The organism is Kitasatospora sp. NPDC043949 (assembly GCF_056435365.1).
In genome coordinates this window covers 57237-72332 of sequence record NZ_JBWKEQ010000020.1, presented here as the reverse complement: position 1 = coordinate 72332, position 15096 = coordinate 57237, and the positions used below count along the sequence as shown (strand labels likewise).

Below are 15096 nucleotides of genomic sequence, written 5' to 3'. Positions count from 1 at the left end.
TCGTCGCGCTCGTTCTTCGACGGGCGCTGCTACGCGCCGCCGGTGTGCACGCTGAACGCCGAGCGGCGGGCCGCCCGTGCCACGCCCGGATCCGGGTGCACGCCCGAGACCGCCGTCAGCACCGAGGCCGCCCGCGGGTGCCCCGACTGCCGGGCCCGGGCGAACAACCGCACCGGATCGCCCGCCGCGGCGCCCTCGACGTGGCCCACCAGCAGCTCCGTCTCGCCGTGGTCCAGCACCGCCGCAGCCGTGTCCACCCACAGCCAGGCCGCGTCCTCCGCCCCCAGCACGTCCGCCGGCGAAACGCCCTCGTCCGAGCGTTCCGCCAGCCACAACAGCGCGTACGGGCGCAGCACCGGCTCGTCCACCGATGCCCGCACCGCCTGCTCGGCCGGGCCGCCGGCCACCCGCAGCGCCTCGAAGGCCAGGCCGCGCACCAGCGCGTCGTCCCCCTGCGCCGCGTCCAGCAGCTCCGCCACCGCCCGATCGGCCGGACGGGCCGCCACCCAGGCGCGGAACTCGGCCCGCGCCGGGCCCGGCGAGTAGTCCGCGCAGGCGTTCAGCAGCTCGAAGGCGCTCTGCTCGATGTGCCCGGCCGCGGTCTGCGCGACCGTGCAGATCTCCTCCAGCTTCGCCCGCACCGCCCAGTGGCCCAGCGGCGACAGCTCGGCGGCCTCGTCCCTGCGGACCACGGCCCCGACGGCCGCCAGGCCGTCCAGCATCCAGTCCAGGACCGCGGCCACGTCCGCCGGCGACGGCGGGGTGTCGATCTGCGGCTCCCGGCACGTGCCGCGGACCGCCGAGACCGCCGAGGCGGCGTGCGGCACGGGCGACAGGCCCGAACCGTCCGTGCCGCCCACCCGGCGCTCGTCCAGCCCCCGGCGCAGCAGCTCCAGCAGTTCGCCGTCCGACACCGGACCGGCCACCAGGTGCAGGAACGACAGCAGCTGCGGCGCCTGGTCCACCGCCTGGCCGGCCAGCACCGCGAACACGCCCCGCAGGGCGGCGGGCGGCACCGGGGCGAGCAGCGTCCAGGCGTCGAACAGCGCCGACCAGCCGCGGACGACCGCCTCGTCGTCGTGCTCCCAGGCGTGCAGGCGCCAACCCGGGACCGCACCGCCGTCCCTGGCCTCCACCAGGCCGACCAGCAGCGCCTGCCCCCACGCCTTGGCGGCGGCGCCGACCGTCATGGCCAGCGCCCGACCCGCCGCACGGGCGTCATCGGGCAGCAGCTCGCCCCGCTTGTCGACCTCTTCCAGGTCCCCCGCCCAGCGGGCGATCCGGACGGCGTCCACCAGCATCCGGCGGGCCAGCGGCGCCAGCTCGGCCGGCGCGGGGAAGCCCTCCGGTACGGGAACCCTCCCCCGACCGGGCGCCGCAGCGGGCCCTCGTCGGCGGGGTACCCCGGCCCCGCCCGGCTTGCCGGCGGCGGGCCGGTGGGCCGTACCGGGGAGACGGGTCACCGTCGCACCAGTACCGATCGTCGGAGGGAGCGGGGCATCACGGTCGCGCGGATTCCGAGACGTCACGTCGAGCAGTCTTCCCCTTGTACCGGCCTTCTGTCACATCCGGTTGGCTGTACGGACGGGCGGCCGTCGACGGCACCTCCCCAAGATCGGGCAACAATCGGGCAACAGAGGCAAACCGCCTGGCCGGAAACAGGTGGCGGGGTCATGCCATCACGGCTCAACCCTTGCGGCGGCGGTCGCGCTACCCGCCCGACCGGTCACACTCCGTGGCCGACAGGTGAGGTCCGGGTTCCGTACGGAGGCCCCGCGGGTGTGACTTCTCACGCGGGGGGGCTGGGTTCAGAGAAGGGGGGTGAGCCAGCGGCGGAGGAGTTCGGTGTAGTGGGTGGGGGCGGAGTTCCAGAGGGTGGCGTGGTCGGCGCCCGGGAAAGGCCGGAGGCTGACCACGCCGGGGCGGGCGGCGGCGAGGCGCTCGGCGGCGCGGAAGGGGGCGACCTGGTCGTCGGGGCTGTGCAGGAGGAGGGTGGGGACGCGCAGGTCGGCGCCCTCGGCGATGCGGCTGAAGTCGGCGAGGTCGACGCCGGTGCGGCCCTCGGCGGCGAGGGCGCCGAGCTCGGCGGCGGCGCCGGTGTAGCCGGCCCGGGCGGCGCCGCGGCGGGCGGTGGCGGGCAGGTCGAGGACCGGCGAGTCCAGGACGAGGCCGCTGATGGCATGGGCCCAGGCGGAGCGGGAGGCCGTCTGGAGGGCCATGGTGGCGCCGAGGGACCAGCCGTACAGGATGACCCGGCCGGCGCCGCTGTCGAGGGCGAGCCGTACCGCCGACTCGACGTCGCGCCACTCGGTCTCGCCGAAGTGGCCGAGCCCGTCCGGCGAGGCCGGGGCGCCCTGGTCGCCGCGGTAGGTGACGGCGAGGGCGGGCAGGGCGAGGCGGTCGAGGACGGGGAGGACCGGGAGGGTCTGCTGCCGGTCGGCGCCGGGGCCGTGGACGAGGATCACCCAGGTGCCGCGTTTGCCGTCGAGGCGCCAGGCGGGGAGGGCGCCGAGTTCGCCGTCGGCGGCGGTGTCGGTGAAGGGGAGGCCGAGCGCCTCGGTGGGGTCGCCGAGGTGGACGCGGGGGGTGAAGCGGACCTCGGTGCCGGGGGTGAGGGTGCCCCGGTCCGCGCGGACGAGGCGGCGGGTGACGCCGTTCTCGTCGCTGTGCAGGACCTCCTCGACGACGGCGTGGCCGTGGTCGTCCCATTCCACGGCCCAGCGGCCGGGGCGCAGGCTCTCGGGGCGGCGGTTGAAGGTGATCCGGCCCGCGGCGAGGCTCCGCACCAGGACGGGGCCGGACTCCCGGGCGGCGCTCGCCGGGTGGACCAGCCGTTCGGAGGCCCGGCGGCCGATCACCAGGACGGCGGCCCCGGCGGCCCCGGCGCCGACGACGGCGGCCGCCACGACGGCCGCGGTTCCCCAACGCATATCGCTCCCCGCTCTGCTGGTCTTGGACCGGACGGTGTCCGGGCGGTGTCCGGGCACCAGTTCACCGGGGGGCCGCGCGGGCGGCCACCGGGCTGGGCCGTCCGGGGCACGGCGGGGCCTCGGGCTGGGCGGGCGTCAGGCAGGGCGGGGCGGGCGGATCGGAGGTGGCGACGGGGCTCCGAGGTGTGACCAACCCCTCCGTGACCTCGGTTGACTCCCGGTTCGGCCGCGTGATGGGATCCTGGGGCCAAACGGAGGCATGCAGAGGAAGCCGGTGCGAGTCCGGCGCGGTCCCGCCACTGTCACCGGGGAGCACGCTCGGAACATTGCCACGGCGGACCGTCAGAAGCCGCTGGAAGGCCCGGGGGTGTGTCCGACCCGGAAGCCAGGAGACTCTCGCCCCCGGTACGTCGATCCAGGGCGCGGACCCTGAGTGAGGACACGCACGCGATGCAGGCTGCCCCGCCCCGCCGGACCCCACGCGGCCTTCCGCCGAACCCGCCGTGCGCCCGCTGACCCGCGCCGCCGCGTTCGCGCTCGGCGCCGCCGCGGGCTTCGCCGCGGACGCCCGCTTCGCCGACCCCCGGCGCGGCCACCCGGTGGCCGTCTTCGGCGGTGCGGCGACCCGGCTGGAGCGGCGGGTGTGGCAGGACGACCGGGTGGCCGGCGCCGGGTACACGGCGCTGTGCGTCGGCGCGGTCGCGGCCGGCGCGGTGGCCCTGGACCGTACGGTGGGCCGGCGTCCGCTGGGCCGGGCCGCGCTGGCGGCCGCCGCGACCTGGACGGTGCTGGGCGGCACCTCGCTGACCCGGGAGGCGCGCACCATCGGCCGGTCGCTGGCCACGGGCGACCTGGCGGCCGCGCGGGAGCGGCTGCCGCACCTGTGCGGGCGGGACCCGAGCGCGCTGGACGGGCCTCAGATCGCCCGCGCGGTGGTCGAGTCGGTGGCCGAGAACACGGCGGACGCCGTGGTGAACGCGCTGGTCTGGGGCACGCTGGCGGGCACCCCGGGGCTGCTGGCGTTCCGCGCGGTGAACACGCTGGACGCGATGGTCGGCCACCGCTCGCCGCGGTACGCCCGGTTCGGCTGGGCCTCGGCCCGGCTGGACGACGTGGCGGGCTGGCCGGGCGCCCGGCTGACGGCTCTGCTCACGGTGGCCGCCGCGCCGCAGCCGAAAACGGCCTGGCGGGTCTGGCGGCGGGACGGTTCGGCGCACCCGAGCCCGAACGCGGGCCAGGCGGAGGCGGCCTTCGCGGGCGCGGTGGGCGTCCGGCTGGGCGGGACCCTCCAGTACGGGGAGCGGGTGGAGCACCGGCCGGTGCTGGGCGCGGAGTTGCGGCCGGTGACGGCGGACGACATCGAGCGGGCCTGCGTGCTCTCCCGGCGGGTGGGCGCGCTGGCCCTGGGTACGACGGTCGCGGGGCACGTCGCGCTGCGCTTGCTGACGACACGGTGGAGGGGAAGGGCATGAGCAACGCACTGCTGGTCGCGGGGACGACCTCGGACGCGGGCAAGAGCGTGGTGACCGCGGGCATCTGCCGCTGGCTGGCCCGGCAGGGGGTGCGGGTCGCGCCGTTCAAGGCGCAGAACATGTCGCTGAACTCCTTCGTCACCGCCGACGGCGCCGAGATCGGCCGGGCGCAGGCGATGCAGGCGCAGGCGGCCAGGGTGGAGCCGGAGGCGGCGATGAACCCGGTGCTGCTGAAGCCGGGGGCGGACGGCCGCAGCCAGGTGGTGCTGCTGGGCCGGCCGGTCGCCGAGGTGGGCGCGCTGGACTACCGCGAACGCAAGCCCGTCCTGCTGGAACGGTCGCTGGAGTGCCTGGCGGATCTGCGCCGCCGCTACGAGGTGGTGGTCTGCGAGGGCGCCGGTTCGCCCGCCGAGATCAACCTGCGGGACCGGGACATCGCCAACATGGGCCTGGCGACGGCCGCCGGGCTGCCGGTGGTGGTGGTCGGGGACATCGACCGCGGCGGCGTCTTCGCGGCGATGTACGGGACGCTGGCACTGCTGTCGGCGGAGGACCAGCGGCACGTGGCGGGCTGGTTCGTCAACAAGTTCCGCGGCGACGCGCGACTGCTGGCGCCCGGCCTGGAGATGCTGCACGGGCTGACCGGCCGTCCGGTGCTGGGCACCCTGCCGATGCTGCCGGGCCTGTGGCTGGACGCCGAGGACTCGCTGGACCTGTCCACGGTGGTGGACCGGGTGGACGGCCGCGGCCCGCTCGGGGCGGACGTGCTGCGGGTGGCCGTGGTGCGCTTCCCCCGGCTGTCGAACTTCACCGACCTGGACGCGCTGGCGCAGGAGCCCGGTGTGCTGGTGCGCTGGGTGACCCGGCCGGAGGAACTGGCCGACGCCGACCTGGTGGTGCTGCCCGGCACCCGGGCCACCGTGGCCGACCTGGCCTGGCTGCGCGAACGCGGCCTGGAGCCGGCGCTGAAGGCGCGGGCGGCGGCCGGGCTGCCGGTCCTCGGGGTGTGCGGCGGCTACCAGATGCTGGCGCGCGGGATCGAGGACGAGGTGGAGTCCGGGGCCGGCTCGGTCGAGGGCCTGGGCCTGCTGCCGACACACGTGCGGTTCGGCGCCGAGAAGGTGCTGGCGCGGCCGGCCGGCACGGCGTACGGGCAGCGGGTCGAGGGGTACGAGATCCACCACGGAGTGGTGGCCGTGGAGGGGGGCGAGCCGTTCTTCTCCGATGACGACGGGCACGGCCTGGACGGCTGCCGGGTCGGCCCGGTGTGGGGCACCACCTGGCACGGCGCGCTGGAGAACGACGGCTTCCGCCGTGAACTCCTGCGCGAGGTCGCCGCGTTGGCGGGCCGGGCGTTCGTGCCGGCGCCGGACACCTCGTTCGCCGAGGCGCGCGAGGCCCGGCTGGACCGGCTGGGCGACCTGATCGAGGAACACGCGGACACCGACGCGCTGTGGAAGCTGATCGAGGGCGGGGTGCCGGCGGCCGGATCGCTGCCGTTCCTGGCGCCCGGGGCACCTGGGGAGTATGCATGAGTGACGTCCGCTATCCGTTCACCGCGATCGTCGGCATGCCCGACCTGCGGCTCGGACTGCTGCTCAACGCGGTCTCGCCGGCCGTGGGCGGCGTGCTGGTGCGCGGCGAGAAGGGCACCGCGAAGTCGACCATGGTGCGCGCGCTGGCCGGCCTGTTGCCGACCCTCGCGGCCGTCGACGGCTGCCGGTTCGCCTGCGACCCGGCCGCTCCGGACCCGCAGTGCCCGGACGGGCCGCACGACCGCCCTTCGGCGTCCGAACGCCCAGCCCAGCTGGTCGAGTTGCCGGTCGGCGTGGCCGAGGACCGGATCGTCGGCTCGCTCGACCTGGAACGGGCGCTCGCCGAGGGCGTCAAGGCGTACGAGCCGGGGCTGCTCGCCAAGGCGCACCGCGGCGTGCTCTACATCGACGAGGTGAACCTGCTCCAGGACCACGTCGTGGACCTGCTGCTGGACGCCGCCGCGATGGGCCGCTCGTACGTCGAGCGCGAGGGCGTGTCGGTGCGGCACGCCGCCCGCTTCCTGCTGGTCGGCACGATGAACCCGGAGGAGGGCGAGCTCCGGCCGCAGCTGCTCGACCGGTTCGGCCTGACCGTCGAGATCGCCGCCACCCGGGACCCGGCCGAGCGCGCCGAGGTGGTCCGCCGCCGGCTCGGCTACGACGCCGACCCGGCCGGCTTCGCCGCGCGGTTCGCCGCGGACGAGCAGGCGCTCGCCGAACGCATCACCGCCGCGCGGGAGTTGCTGCCCAAGGTGGAGCTGACGGATGTGGCACTGCGTCAGATCACCGCCGTGTGCGCCGCGTTCGAGGTGGACGGGCTGCGCGCCGACATCGTGATGGCCCGCACCGCCGTCGCGCTCGCCGCCTGGGGCGGGCGGACCGAGGTGCTGGAGGAGGACGTCCGCAAGGCCGCCCAGCTGGCGCTGCCGCACCGGCGCCGCCGCAACCCCTTCGACGCGCCGGGGCTGGACGAGGAACAGCTCGACCGGACGCTGGAGGAGCACGCGCAGCCGCAGGAGCCCTCGGAGTCGTCGGAGCCATCGGAGCCCGAGGAGTCGTCGGAGCCCGAGGAGCCCGGGGGCTCAGGAGAGGCTGAGGGCGACGGCGAGGGCGACGGCCCCGAGGACGACGGTCCGGGCCCGGACGGCGGCCCCGGCGGCGGCCCGGACGGCGGCGGGGCCCCCGAGCCCGCCTCTGGTCCGGAGGCATCGGCCGCCGAGCCGGACGAGCCGCTCCAGCAGCCCGTGCCGGCCCAACACCCCGCCCCTGCACGGGAGTCGGCACCGGTCGCGGCCGGCGACCCGTACCGGACCAAGCTGTTCACCGTGCAGGGCACCGGCCACGGCGCCCAGGGCCGCCGCTCCCCCGCCGAGACCACCGGCGGGCACACCGTGCGCGCCCGGCGCCCCCAGGGTGCGCTCAGCCGGCTGCACCTGACCGCCACCCTGCAGGCCGCCGCACCGCACCAGGCGGCACGCGGGCGGGCCGGCCGGGCGCTGGTGCTGCGCAAGGACGACTTCCGCGAACAGGTCCGCCAGGGACGGGAGTCCAACCTGGTGCTGTTCGTCGTCGACGCCTCCGGCTCGATGGCCGCCCGGCAGCGGATGACCGCCGTCAAGGGCGCCGTGCTGTCCCTGCTGATGGACGCCTACCAGCGGCGCGACAAGATCGGCATGATCACCTTCCGGGGCGCGGACGCCGAACTGGCGCTGCCGCCGACGTCGTCCGTGGAGGTCGGCGCGGCCCGGCTGGAGTCGCTGCCCACCGGCGGTCGCACCCCGCTGGCCGCCGGCCTGCTGCGCGCGCACGAGGTGCTGCGGGTGGAGCGGCTGCGCGACCCGAGCCGCCGCCCGCTGCTGGTCGTGGTGACCGACGGCCGGGCCACCGGCGGGCGGGACGCGCTCGCCCGGTCGCAGCGCGCGGCCGGGCTGTTCGCCGCGCAGGGCACCGCCAGCGTGGTACTGGACTGCGAGTCCGGCCCCGTCCGACTCGGCCTCGCCCGCACCCTGGCCGGGCTGCTCGGCGGCACCGCCGTCAGCCTGGACGAGCTGCGCCCCGAGGGCGTCGCCTCGCTCGTCCGCGAGAACCGGCAGGACAGCCGGCGCGAGAACCGTGCCACCACCATGCGAAAGGCGGCCTGAGCCGACATGCCCAAGGGTGTCCCCGAGAGCGTCCCCGACGATGGCCTGACGACCCGTCAGCGCCGCACGCAGCCGATCACCGCCGTGCACACCGGCCCCGGCAAGGGCAAGTCCACGGCCGCGTTCGGCATGGCGCTGCGGGCCTGGAACCAGGGCTGGCCCGTCGGGGTGTTCCAGTTCGTGAAGTCCGCCAAGTGGAAGGTCGGCGAGGAGAACGCGCTGCGCGTGCTCGGCGCCTCCGGCGAGGGCGGGACGGTCGACTGGCACAAGATGGGCTCCGGCTGGTCGTGGATCCAGCGCTCCAGCGAGATGGAGATGGACAGCGAGGCGGCCGCCAAGGAGGGCTGGGAGCAGGTCAAGCGCGACCTGGCGGCCGAGACCTACCGCTTCTACGTGCTGGACGAGTTCACCTACCCGATGCACTGGGGCTGGGTCGACCCGGAGGAGGTCGTGTCGGTGCTCAAGGACCGCCCGGGCAGCCAGCACGTCGTCGTCACCGGCCGGTACGCACCCGAGCCGCTGACCGAATTCGCCGACCTGGTCACCGAGATGACCAAGGTCAAGCACCCCATGGACGCCGGCCGCAAGGGCCAGCGCGGTATCGAGTGGTAGACCGTTGAGCACTGCCGGCAGGCCGTTGGCCGCCATCCCCCGCCTCGTCATCGCCGCGCCCTCCTCGGGCGCCGGCAAGACCACCGTCGCCACCGGCCTGATCGCGGCGCTCACCGCGCGCGGGCTGGCGGTGTCCCCGCACAAGGTCGGCCCCGACTACATCGACCCGGGCTACCACGCGCTCGCCGCCGGGCGCCCGGGCCGCAACCTGGACGCCTTCCTGTGCGGCCCGGAGCGGATCGCCCCGCTCTTCCTGCACGGCGCGGCGGGGGCGGACGTCGCGGTGGTCGAGGGGGTCATGGGCCTGTTCGACGGGGCCTCCGGGCGGGGGGAGCTGGCCTCCACCGCGCACGTCGCCAAGCTGCTGCGGGCGCCCGTGGTCCTGGTGGTGGACGGCTCCTCGCAGTCCCGGTCGGTGGCCGCGCTGGTGCACGGCTTCGCCTCCTGGGACCCGGAGGTGCGCCTCGCCGGGGTGATCCTCAACCGGGTCGCCTCCGATCGGCACGAGCACCTCCTGCGCGAGGCCCTGGAGGAAGGCTCGGGCGTGCCCGTGCTGGGCGCGCTGCGCCGCTCCACGGCGGTCGCCACGCCGTCCCGCCACCTCGGGCTGATCCCGGCCGTGGAGCGCTCGGCGGAGGCCCTGCGCGCCGTCGCCGACATGGGTGAACTCGTCGCCGCCTCGGTCGACTTGGACGCCCTGCTCGAACTCGCCCGGACGGCACCGGAGTTGACCGCCGAACCGTGGAACCCGTCGGCCGAGGTCGACCCGGTGGCCGGCACACCGCGGATCGCGGTGGCGGGCGGCGCCGCGTTCTCCTTCTCGTACGCCGAGAACGCCGAACTCCTCACCGCCGCAGGCGCCGAAGTCGTCCCCTTCGACCCGCTGCACGCCTCGGCGCTGCCCGACGGCACGGCCGGCCTGGTGATCGGCGGCGGCTTCCCCGAACTGTACGTCCGGGAGCTGAGCGGCAACACGGCGCTGCGCGGGGCCATCGCGGAGTTCGCCGCCGGCGGCGGCCCGATCGCCGCCGAATGCGCCGGACTCCTCTACCTGGGACGCGAGTTGGACGGCCTGCCGATGTGCGGCGTGCTGGACACCGGCGCCCGGATGACCGAACGGCTCACCCTCGGCTACCGGGAGGCCGTCGCCCTGCACGACTCCCCGCTCGCCCGGACCGGCACCCGGGTGCGCGGCCACGAGTTCCACCGGACGGTCTGCGAACCGGGCGCGGGCGAACACCCCGCCTGGGGCTGGCGCCTGCCCGCCGGCCCCCGCACCGAGGGCTTCGCGGGCAGCCACGTCCACGCCTCCTACCTGCACCTGCACTGGGCCGGAGCCCCGTCCCTGGCCACCTCCTTCACCTCCGCCGCAGCCACCTACCAGGCGACCCCCGGGAACCCCGCGTCACCGTGACCCCCCCTCGGGCCCTGCCCGTCTCAGGACGGGCCGTTGCCGAAGGTGCCGGTCAGGGGGTCGGGGCGGTCGGGGCGGTCGGCGCGGTGGCAGGTGGCGCAGCGGAGGCGGGTGTAGATCGCCACCGGGCCCATGAAGACGTCCTCGCGGCCGTCCGCCGGGGAGGCGGAGGCGGCCGGCCCGCCGCAGTCCAGGCAGGCGCGGCGGGGGCGGGCGGCGATGGAGCAGGCGCGGCAGACCAGGTGGGTCGGGTGCTCGGCGTGGACGACCACGGGCTGGGGGCCGCCGTTGAGCAGGTGGACGCACCACGTGCAGGACTCGTCCGCCTGCGCCGCCAGCATCCGGGCCCTGGTCTCCTGCTGCCACCTGGCGGCCTTCTGCACCGGGACCGTCACCGGCGACCCCCACCCGGCGGCACTGAGCCACTGGGCGCCCTCCGCCCCTGCCGCCCGCAGCTGGTCGTCGACGGCGATGTCCCTGGGGGTCTTGTCCTTCATGGGCTCCTCCTCCGGTGCGGTTCCCGCCGGGTTAACGCCACCGGGGAGGCCACGGACACGCGAACTGCCCGACCACTACGGCCGCCTGCCGCTGCCGCTGCCGCCCGCGCACGTCCGGACCGACCGTCACCGCGGGGCCGCCCCGGCCCCCCAACGTACGCCGAAGCGCCGGACCGCGCGGCGGTTCAGGCGCAGACGCCGGGGGCGCGCTCAGCCGGTGGCGCGGATGTAGATGTCGGCGGCGCCGGGGGCGGCGCCGGGGATGGTGGCGACGTAGATGCGGCGGGTGGTCTGGGGGTGGCTGGGGGGCGGGGTGGGGGTGAGGGAGGGAGTGGGGGTGGGCGTCGGGGTGAGCGTTGGGGTCGGGGTCAGGGGGAGGGTGACGGAGGGGGTGGGCTCGGGGGTTTCGTCGTCGAGGTCCGGGGTGGGGTCGGCGTCGGCGTCCGGTTCGGCGTCGGGGTCGGCGGCCTGGAGGCCAGGGGGTGCCGCGGGCGCCGGGGGCGCCGGGTCCGCGGTGGTGGCGTCGGGGGTGGGCTCAGGGTCCGGGAGGAGTTCGGGGGCCTCGGCCGGGCCGTCGCCGCCGAGGGCGGCGGTGAGGTCGGCCGGGAGGGGTGCGGTGGGGCCGGGGGCCGGGAGGTCGTAGGCGCGGAGGAAGTCGCCGAGGCCGACGTCCTTGCCCGCGACGCGGTAGTGCAGGTAGGCGATGGGGGCGCCGTCGGGGGTGTGGGTGTAGACGGCGCCGACGGGGACGTAGGAGCGGCCGACACCGGGGTGCTGGGAGGGGTGGAGGCCGGCGAGGAGTTCGGCGCGGTCGCGGTCGGTCTCGCGGCCGACGCGGCCGGCGGTGAGCGAGTTGACGCCGCGCACCACGAGGGCGGCCACGACGGACACGCAGAGGACCAGTCCGACGGCGACGGTGCGCCGCAGGACGGGGCGGCCGTGCAGGGCCGGCCAGGAGTCGGTGACCGCGCGCTCGGGCGGGATGCCGTCCACGATTGTCGTTCCCCCGTTCGATCAGGACGTCATTGTGCTCGACGAGGGACCGTAGCCGAGAGTTCCTCAGCCCAGGTAGGCGGGGGCGACCGCGGCCTGGGTGACCCGCCGGGGGGCGCCGCCGCCGTCGGCGGGGACGGTCCACAGGTCGGCGCCGTAGTCGCCGGGCAGAGCGTAGAGGAGGGTACCGGTGTCCGACCAGACGGCCTGGTCGTCGATGTTGCGCTGTTCGGCGGTGGCCGTCTCGGTCATGGTGGCGAGGTCGAGGACGTACAGGCGCCAGGGGGCGTCGGGGGACAGGCCGGGGACGCGCTTCTTGTACGCGATGCGGGTGCCGTCCGGGGAGAGCGAGGGGCACTCGACGTTCTCGTGCAGGGTGGTGAGGGTGTGGGCGGCGAGGTCGCCGCGGACGAGGTGGGTGTGGCCGCCGGTGGCGAGGGTCGCGTAGAAGGTGTTGTCGTCGGCGAAGGTCACGCCCCAGATGTTGATGTCGTGGGCCTGGTAGGGGTGGCCGTCCTTGATCACGTCGAAGGTCTCCAGGTTGTCCCGGAGATTCCAGTCGCGGACGTCGACGATGGAGGTGCGGGTGGAGAAGTCGGTGCCCGCGTAGGAGTCGCCGCTGACGAAGACCGTCCAGGCGGCGAGGTGCCCGGACGGGGAGACCCGGGAGCGGGTGGGGATGCCGGCCGCCGGGTAGGAGCGCCGTTCGCGCAGGTGGTCGTCGAGGACGACGGCGCGGTAGGTGTCCTCCAGGGCGCCGTGCTGGGCCTGGAGGCAGATGCCGGTGCCGGCGGCGGCGTAGAAGCGCAGGCACTGGACGCCGGAGGCGGTGCGCGGACCGTCCGGGCGGTCGGCGGGGACGGCGGTGAGTTCGTCGCGGTGCGGGCCCCAGGCCATGTTGCGGAAGACCAGCTTCCGCCCCTCGGAGGGCTTCTGCAGGGTGACGGCGCCCTCGGTGACGGCGGGGCCGCCGGGCTGGGCCTGGTCGCGCCGGGCGGTGCGGTCGGCGGCGTGGAGGACGGCCCCGGTGCCGACGGCGCCGAGCAGCAGGACGGCGACCAGGAGGATGATCACCCTGGTCCGGTTCTGGAGTCGGTTCACGGGCTCTCCTCGACGGTGGTGGTGGCGGGTTCACGCAGGACGGCGGCCGCGCCGAGCACGCAGAGCGCGAGCGCCCCCGCCGACCAGCCCAGCGCGCCGGTGCCGCCGACCGCGCTCCACAGCGCGCCGAACAGCAGCGAGCAGGCGAACCGGGCGAGCGCCTGCCCGGTGCCGACCAGGGCCAGCCCGGCGCCGCGCTGCCCGGCCGGGACGGCGTCGGCCGCGGCGGCGGCGAGCACGCCGTCGGTGGCCGCGTAGAAGGCGCCGTGCAGCACGAGGACGCAGACGGCCACCGCCGGGCCGCCGGCCGGCGAGAGCAGCAGCCCGTACGCGAGCAGCAGCAGCACGTGCCCGCCGAGGAAGAGCCGGCGGCGGCCGATCCGGTCGGCGAGGGCGCCGAGCGGGACGGCGAGCAGCAGGAAGGCGGCGGCGGTGCCGAGCGGCAGCAGCGGGAACAGGTCGACGGAGAGGCCGAGCCGGCGCTGGACGAGGAGGTAGAGGAAGGAGTCGCTGACGGTGGTGAGTCCGAGCAGGACGGCGCAGAGCGTGAGCCGTCGCAGCCCGGGCAGCCGCAGCAGGGTGAGGCTGTCGCGCAGCGCGGGAGCAGTAGTTGACGGTTCGTCAGTAGACGGCCGGTTCGGCACGAACAGCAGCAGGACCAGCACGCCGAGGGCGGCGACGCACGCGCTGACCGTGAACACCGCGTTGTAGCCGTGCCGCTCTCCCCCGTCGGCGAGCATCGGCCCGCCCGCCAGGCGCAGCACGAGGAAGGCGGTGAGCGGGCCGAGCAGGGCCCCGGCGGTGTCCATCGCCCGGTGCACGCCGAACGCCCGTCCGCGGTGGGCGGGTTCGGTGGAGAGCGAGATCATCGCGTCCCGGGGCGCGGTGCGCAGGCCCTTGCCGGTGCGGTCGACGGCGATCACGGCGCCGATCAGCGGCACGGTGTGGACGAGCAGCAGCAGCGGTTTGCAGAGCGCGGACAGGCCGTAGCCGACGGCCGCGACGGCCTTGTGGCGGGCGGCGCCGTCACGGCCGCGGCGGTCGGCGAGGTGGCCCCCGGCGAGGCGCACGAGTGCGCTGAACCCGTTCTGGATGCCGTCCAGCAGCCCGAACCCGAGCGGGGAGAGGCCGAGGCCGGTGAGCAGGTAGAGCGGCAGGACGGCGGTGACCATCTCGGAGGAGATGTCGGTGACCAGGCTGACGGCGCCGAGGGCGAGCACCGTCCCGGGTACGGCGCGCAGGGCGGCGCCCCGCCGCCCCGGCGGCTCCGTTGCGGAGGCCGGGGCGGCGGGGGCCTTGGAGCTGCGGGAGTCCGCGACGTACACGGGCGTCAGTTCCAGATGCCGGTGATGTCGGTGGCGTTGGCGGCGTTGCCCGCGTGGGTGGTCAGCCCGGCGAGGTCCTCCAGGGTGCGCAGCACGTTGTAGTGGTTGTAGGTGGTGCCGGTGCTGCTGCCGGGGGTGACGTGGGCGCCGTAGACGACGGTCGGGATGCGGTTGCCGGCGAGGCGGTTGTCCTCGTCGAAGGTGACCACGAGCAGGCTGTTGTGGCTCTTGGCCCAGTCCGCGTAGGCGGCGAGGTTGGTCTGCAGCCAGGCGTCACCGGTGCCGACGGAACAGTCGTGCATGTCGTTGCACAGGTCCGGGATGACGAAGGAGACCTTGGGCAGGGTGGTGTAGTCGGTCGGGAAGGCGTCCATGCCGTAGGCGCTGGAGGCGGGCACGTTGCCGAAGCCGAACCACGGGTTGTGCTTCTGCGCGTAGTTGTCGACGCGGCAGTCGGTGGCGCCCTGGGCGGGCAGGCCCTCGTTGTAGCTGGCCCAGGTCCGGCCGGCGGCGAGCAGTTCGGAGCCCAGGTTGGGCTGCTGGAGGGCGCCGACGTCGACGCAGCTGTCGTCGGTGACGCCCTGCGCGCTGCCGGAGAACAGCATGTAGTAGTTGGGCTGGCTGGGGTGGGTGAGCGCGAAGGACTGGGTGAGCGCGGCACCGCCGGCGACCAGCGTGTTGTTGATGTACGGCGCGCTGGAGCTGCTGCCGATGACCTGCGAGTAGGCGTGGTTCTCCATCATCACGACGATCACGTGGTCGGGCGAGGGCAGCCCGCCCGTGGTGTCGGCGGCCGCGCTGCCGCCGGCGGCCCACAGGCCGAGCGAGCCGCCGACGAGGCCGAGCCCGGCGGCGAGGGCGGTGAGGGGCCGGCGGAGCGGGCGGCGGAGCGGGCGGCGGGAGGGGCGGCGGGGGGACGTGGTTCCGGGGGTGCGGAGTCGTGCGAAGGCCATCGGGTCCTCCGTGCGTCGGGGCTGCCTGGTTGGAGCGCCGAGAACAGTAGGATCGCGCCGTGTCGTGTACCGCACAAGACAAGTGAAGAACAGACGAACAGCTGCCGCCCGTCGGCGGTCCAC

The 15096-nt window shown here is 75.7% G+C and carries 12 protein-coding genes and 1 riboswitch; of the genes, 5 read left to right on the top strand and 7 right to left on the bottom strand.

The features are described from left to right. Nucleotides 1-29 precede the first annotated feature (29 nt). Nucleotides 30-1463: a hypothetical protein gene (locus AC07AL_RS18565; protein ID WP_363580581.1), complete on the bottom strand. Its 1434-nt coding sequence runs from the start codon at nt 1461-1463 to the stop codon at nt 30-32. Between the two features lie 345 nt (nt 1464-1808). Continuing rightward, complete coding sequence (locus AC07AL_RS18560) at nt 1809-2930, bottom strand: alpha/beta hydrolase family protein (protein ID WP_363580579.1); 1122 nt, start codon at nt 2928-2930, stop codon at nt 1809-1811. A 264-nt stretch (nt 2931-3194) separates the two neighbouring features. Continuing rightward, nucleotides 3195-3326: riboswitch (cobalamin riboswitch) on the top strand. 107 nt (nt 3327-3433) lie between these two features. On the opposite strand from AC07AL_RS18560, the gene AC07AL_RS18555 reads away from it, so the two are divergent. From AC07AL_RS18555 to AC07AL_RS18535, 5 genes are read left to right on the top strand one after another with little or no spacing between them, the layout of a single operon-like run. Then, the gene (locus AC07AL_RS18555; RefSeq protein WP_363580577.1) at nt 3434-4402 is read left to right on the top strand and encodes a cobalamin biosynthesis protein; all 969 of its coding nucleotides are present in this window, start codon (nt 3434-3436) and stop codon (nt 4400-4402) included. Then, nucleotides 4399-5937 (top strand): cobyric acid synthase, encoded by a 1539-nt coding sequence (locus AC07AL_RS18550; RefSeq protein WP_363580575.1) that lies wholly within the window; start codon nt 4399-4401, stop codon nt 5935-5937. The genes AC07AL_RS18555 and AC07AL_RS18550 overlap by 4 nt, the downstream gene beginning before the upstream one ends. Further along, complete coding sequence (locus AC07AL_RS18545; protein WP_400986480.1) at nt 5934-8078, top strand: putative cobaltochelatase; 2145 nt, start codon at nt 5934-5936, stop codon at nt 8076-8078. Before AC07AL_RS18550 ends, AC07AL_RS18545 begins: the two co-directional genes overlap by 4 nt. A 6-nt stretch (nt 8079-8084) precedes the next feature. Continuing rightward, nucleotides 8085-8690, top strand: coding sequence for a cob(I)yrinic acid a,c-diamide adenosyltransferase (gene cobO, locus AC07AL_RS18540; RefSeq protein WP_363580571.1), 606 nt, complete (start codon nt 8085-8087; stop codon nt 8688-8690). A gap of 25 nt (nt 8691-8715) precedes the next feature. Then, nucleotides 8716-10104 (top strand): cobyrinate a,c-diamide synthase, encoded by a 1389-nt coding sequence (locus tag AC07AL_RS18535; protein ID WP_478317814.1) that lies wholly within the window; start codon nt 8716-8718, stop codon nt 10102-10104. 23 nt (nt 10105-10127) lie between these two features. On the opposite strand, the gene AC07AL_RS18530 is transcribed toward AC07AL_RS18535, so the two are convergent. From AC07AL_RS18530 to AC07AL_RS18510, 5 genes are all read right to left on the bottom strand, one after another. Next, nucleotides 10128-10601 carry a hypothetical protein gene (locus AC07AL_RS18530; protein ID WP_363627922.1) on the bottom strand — a complete coding sequence of 158 codons (474 nt, stop codon included), beginning with the start codon at nt 10599-10601 and terminating at the stop codon, nt 10128-10130. 210 nt (nt 10602-10811) lie between these two features. Further along, a complete protein-coding gene (locus tag AC07AL_RS18525; RefSeq protein WP_478317807.1) occupies nt 10812-11594 on the bottom strand; it encodes a hypothetical protein in 783 nt (260 codons plus the stop codon). Between the two features lie 66 nt (nt 11595-11660). Continuing rightward, entirely contained in the window at nt 11661-12695 is a 1035-nt protein-coding gene (locus AC07AL_RS18520) for a TolB-like translocation protein (protein WP_063349576.1), read from the bottom strand. After that, entirely contained in the window at nt 12692-14020 is a 1329-nt protein-coding gene (locus tag AC07AL_RS18515; protein ID WP_400986488.1) for an MFS transporter, read from the bottom strand. The genes AC07AL_RS18520 and AC07AL_RS18515 overlap by 4 nt, the downstream gene beginning before the upstream one ends. 5 nt (nt 14021-14025) lie before the next feature. Next, a complete protein-coding gene (locus tag AC07AL_RS18510) occupies nt 14026-14973 on the bottom strand; it encodes an alkaline phosphatase family protein (protein ID WP_400807528.1) in 948 nt (315 codons plus the stop codon). Nucleotides 14974-15096: the final 123 nt, after the last annotated feature.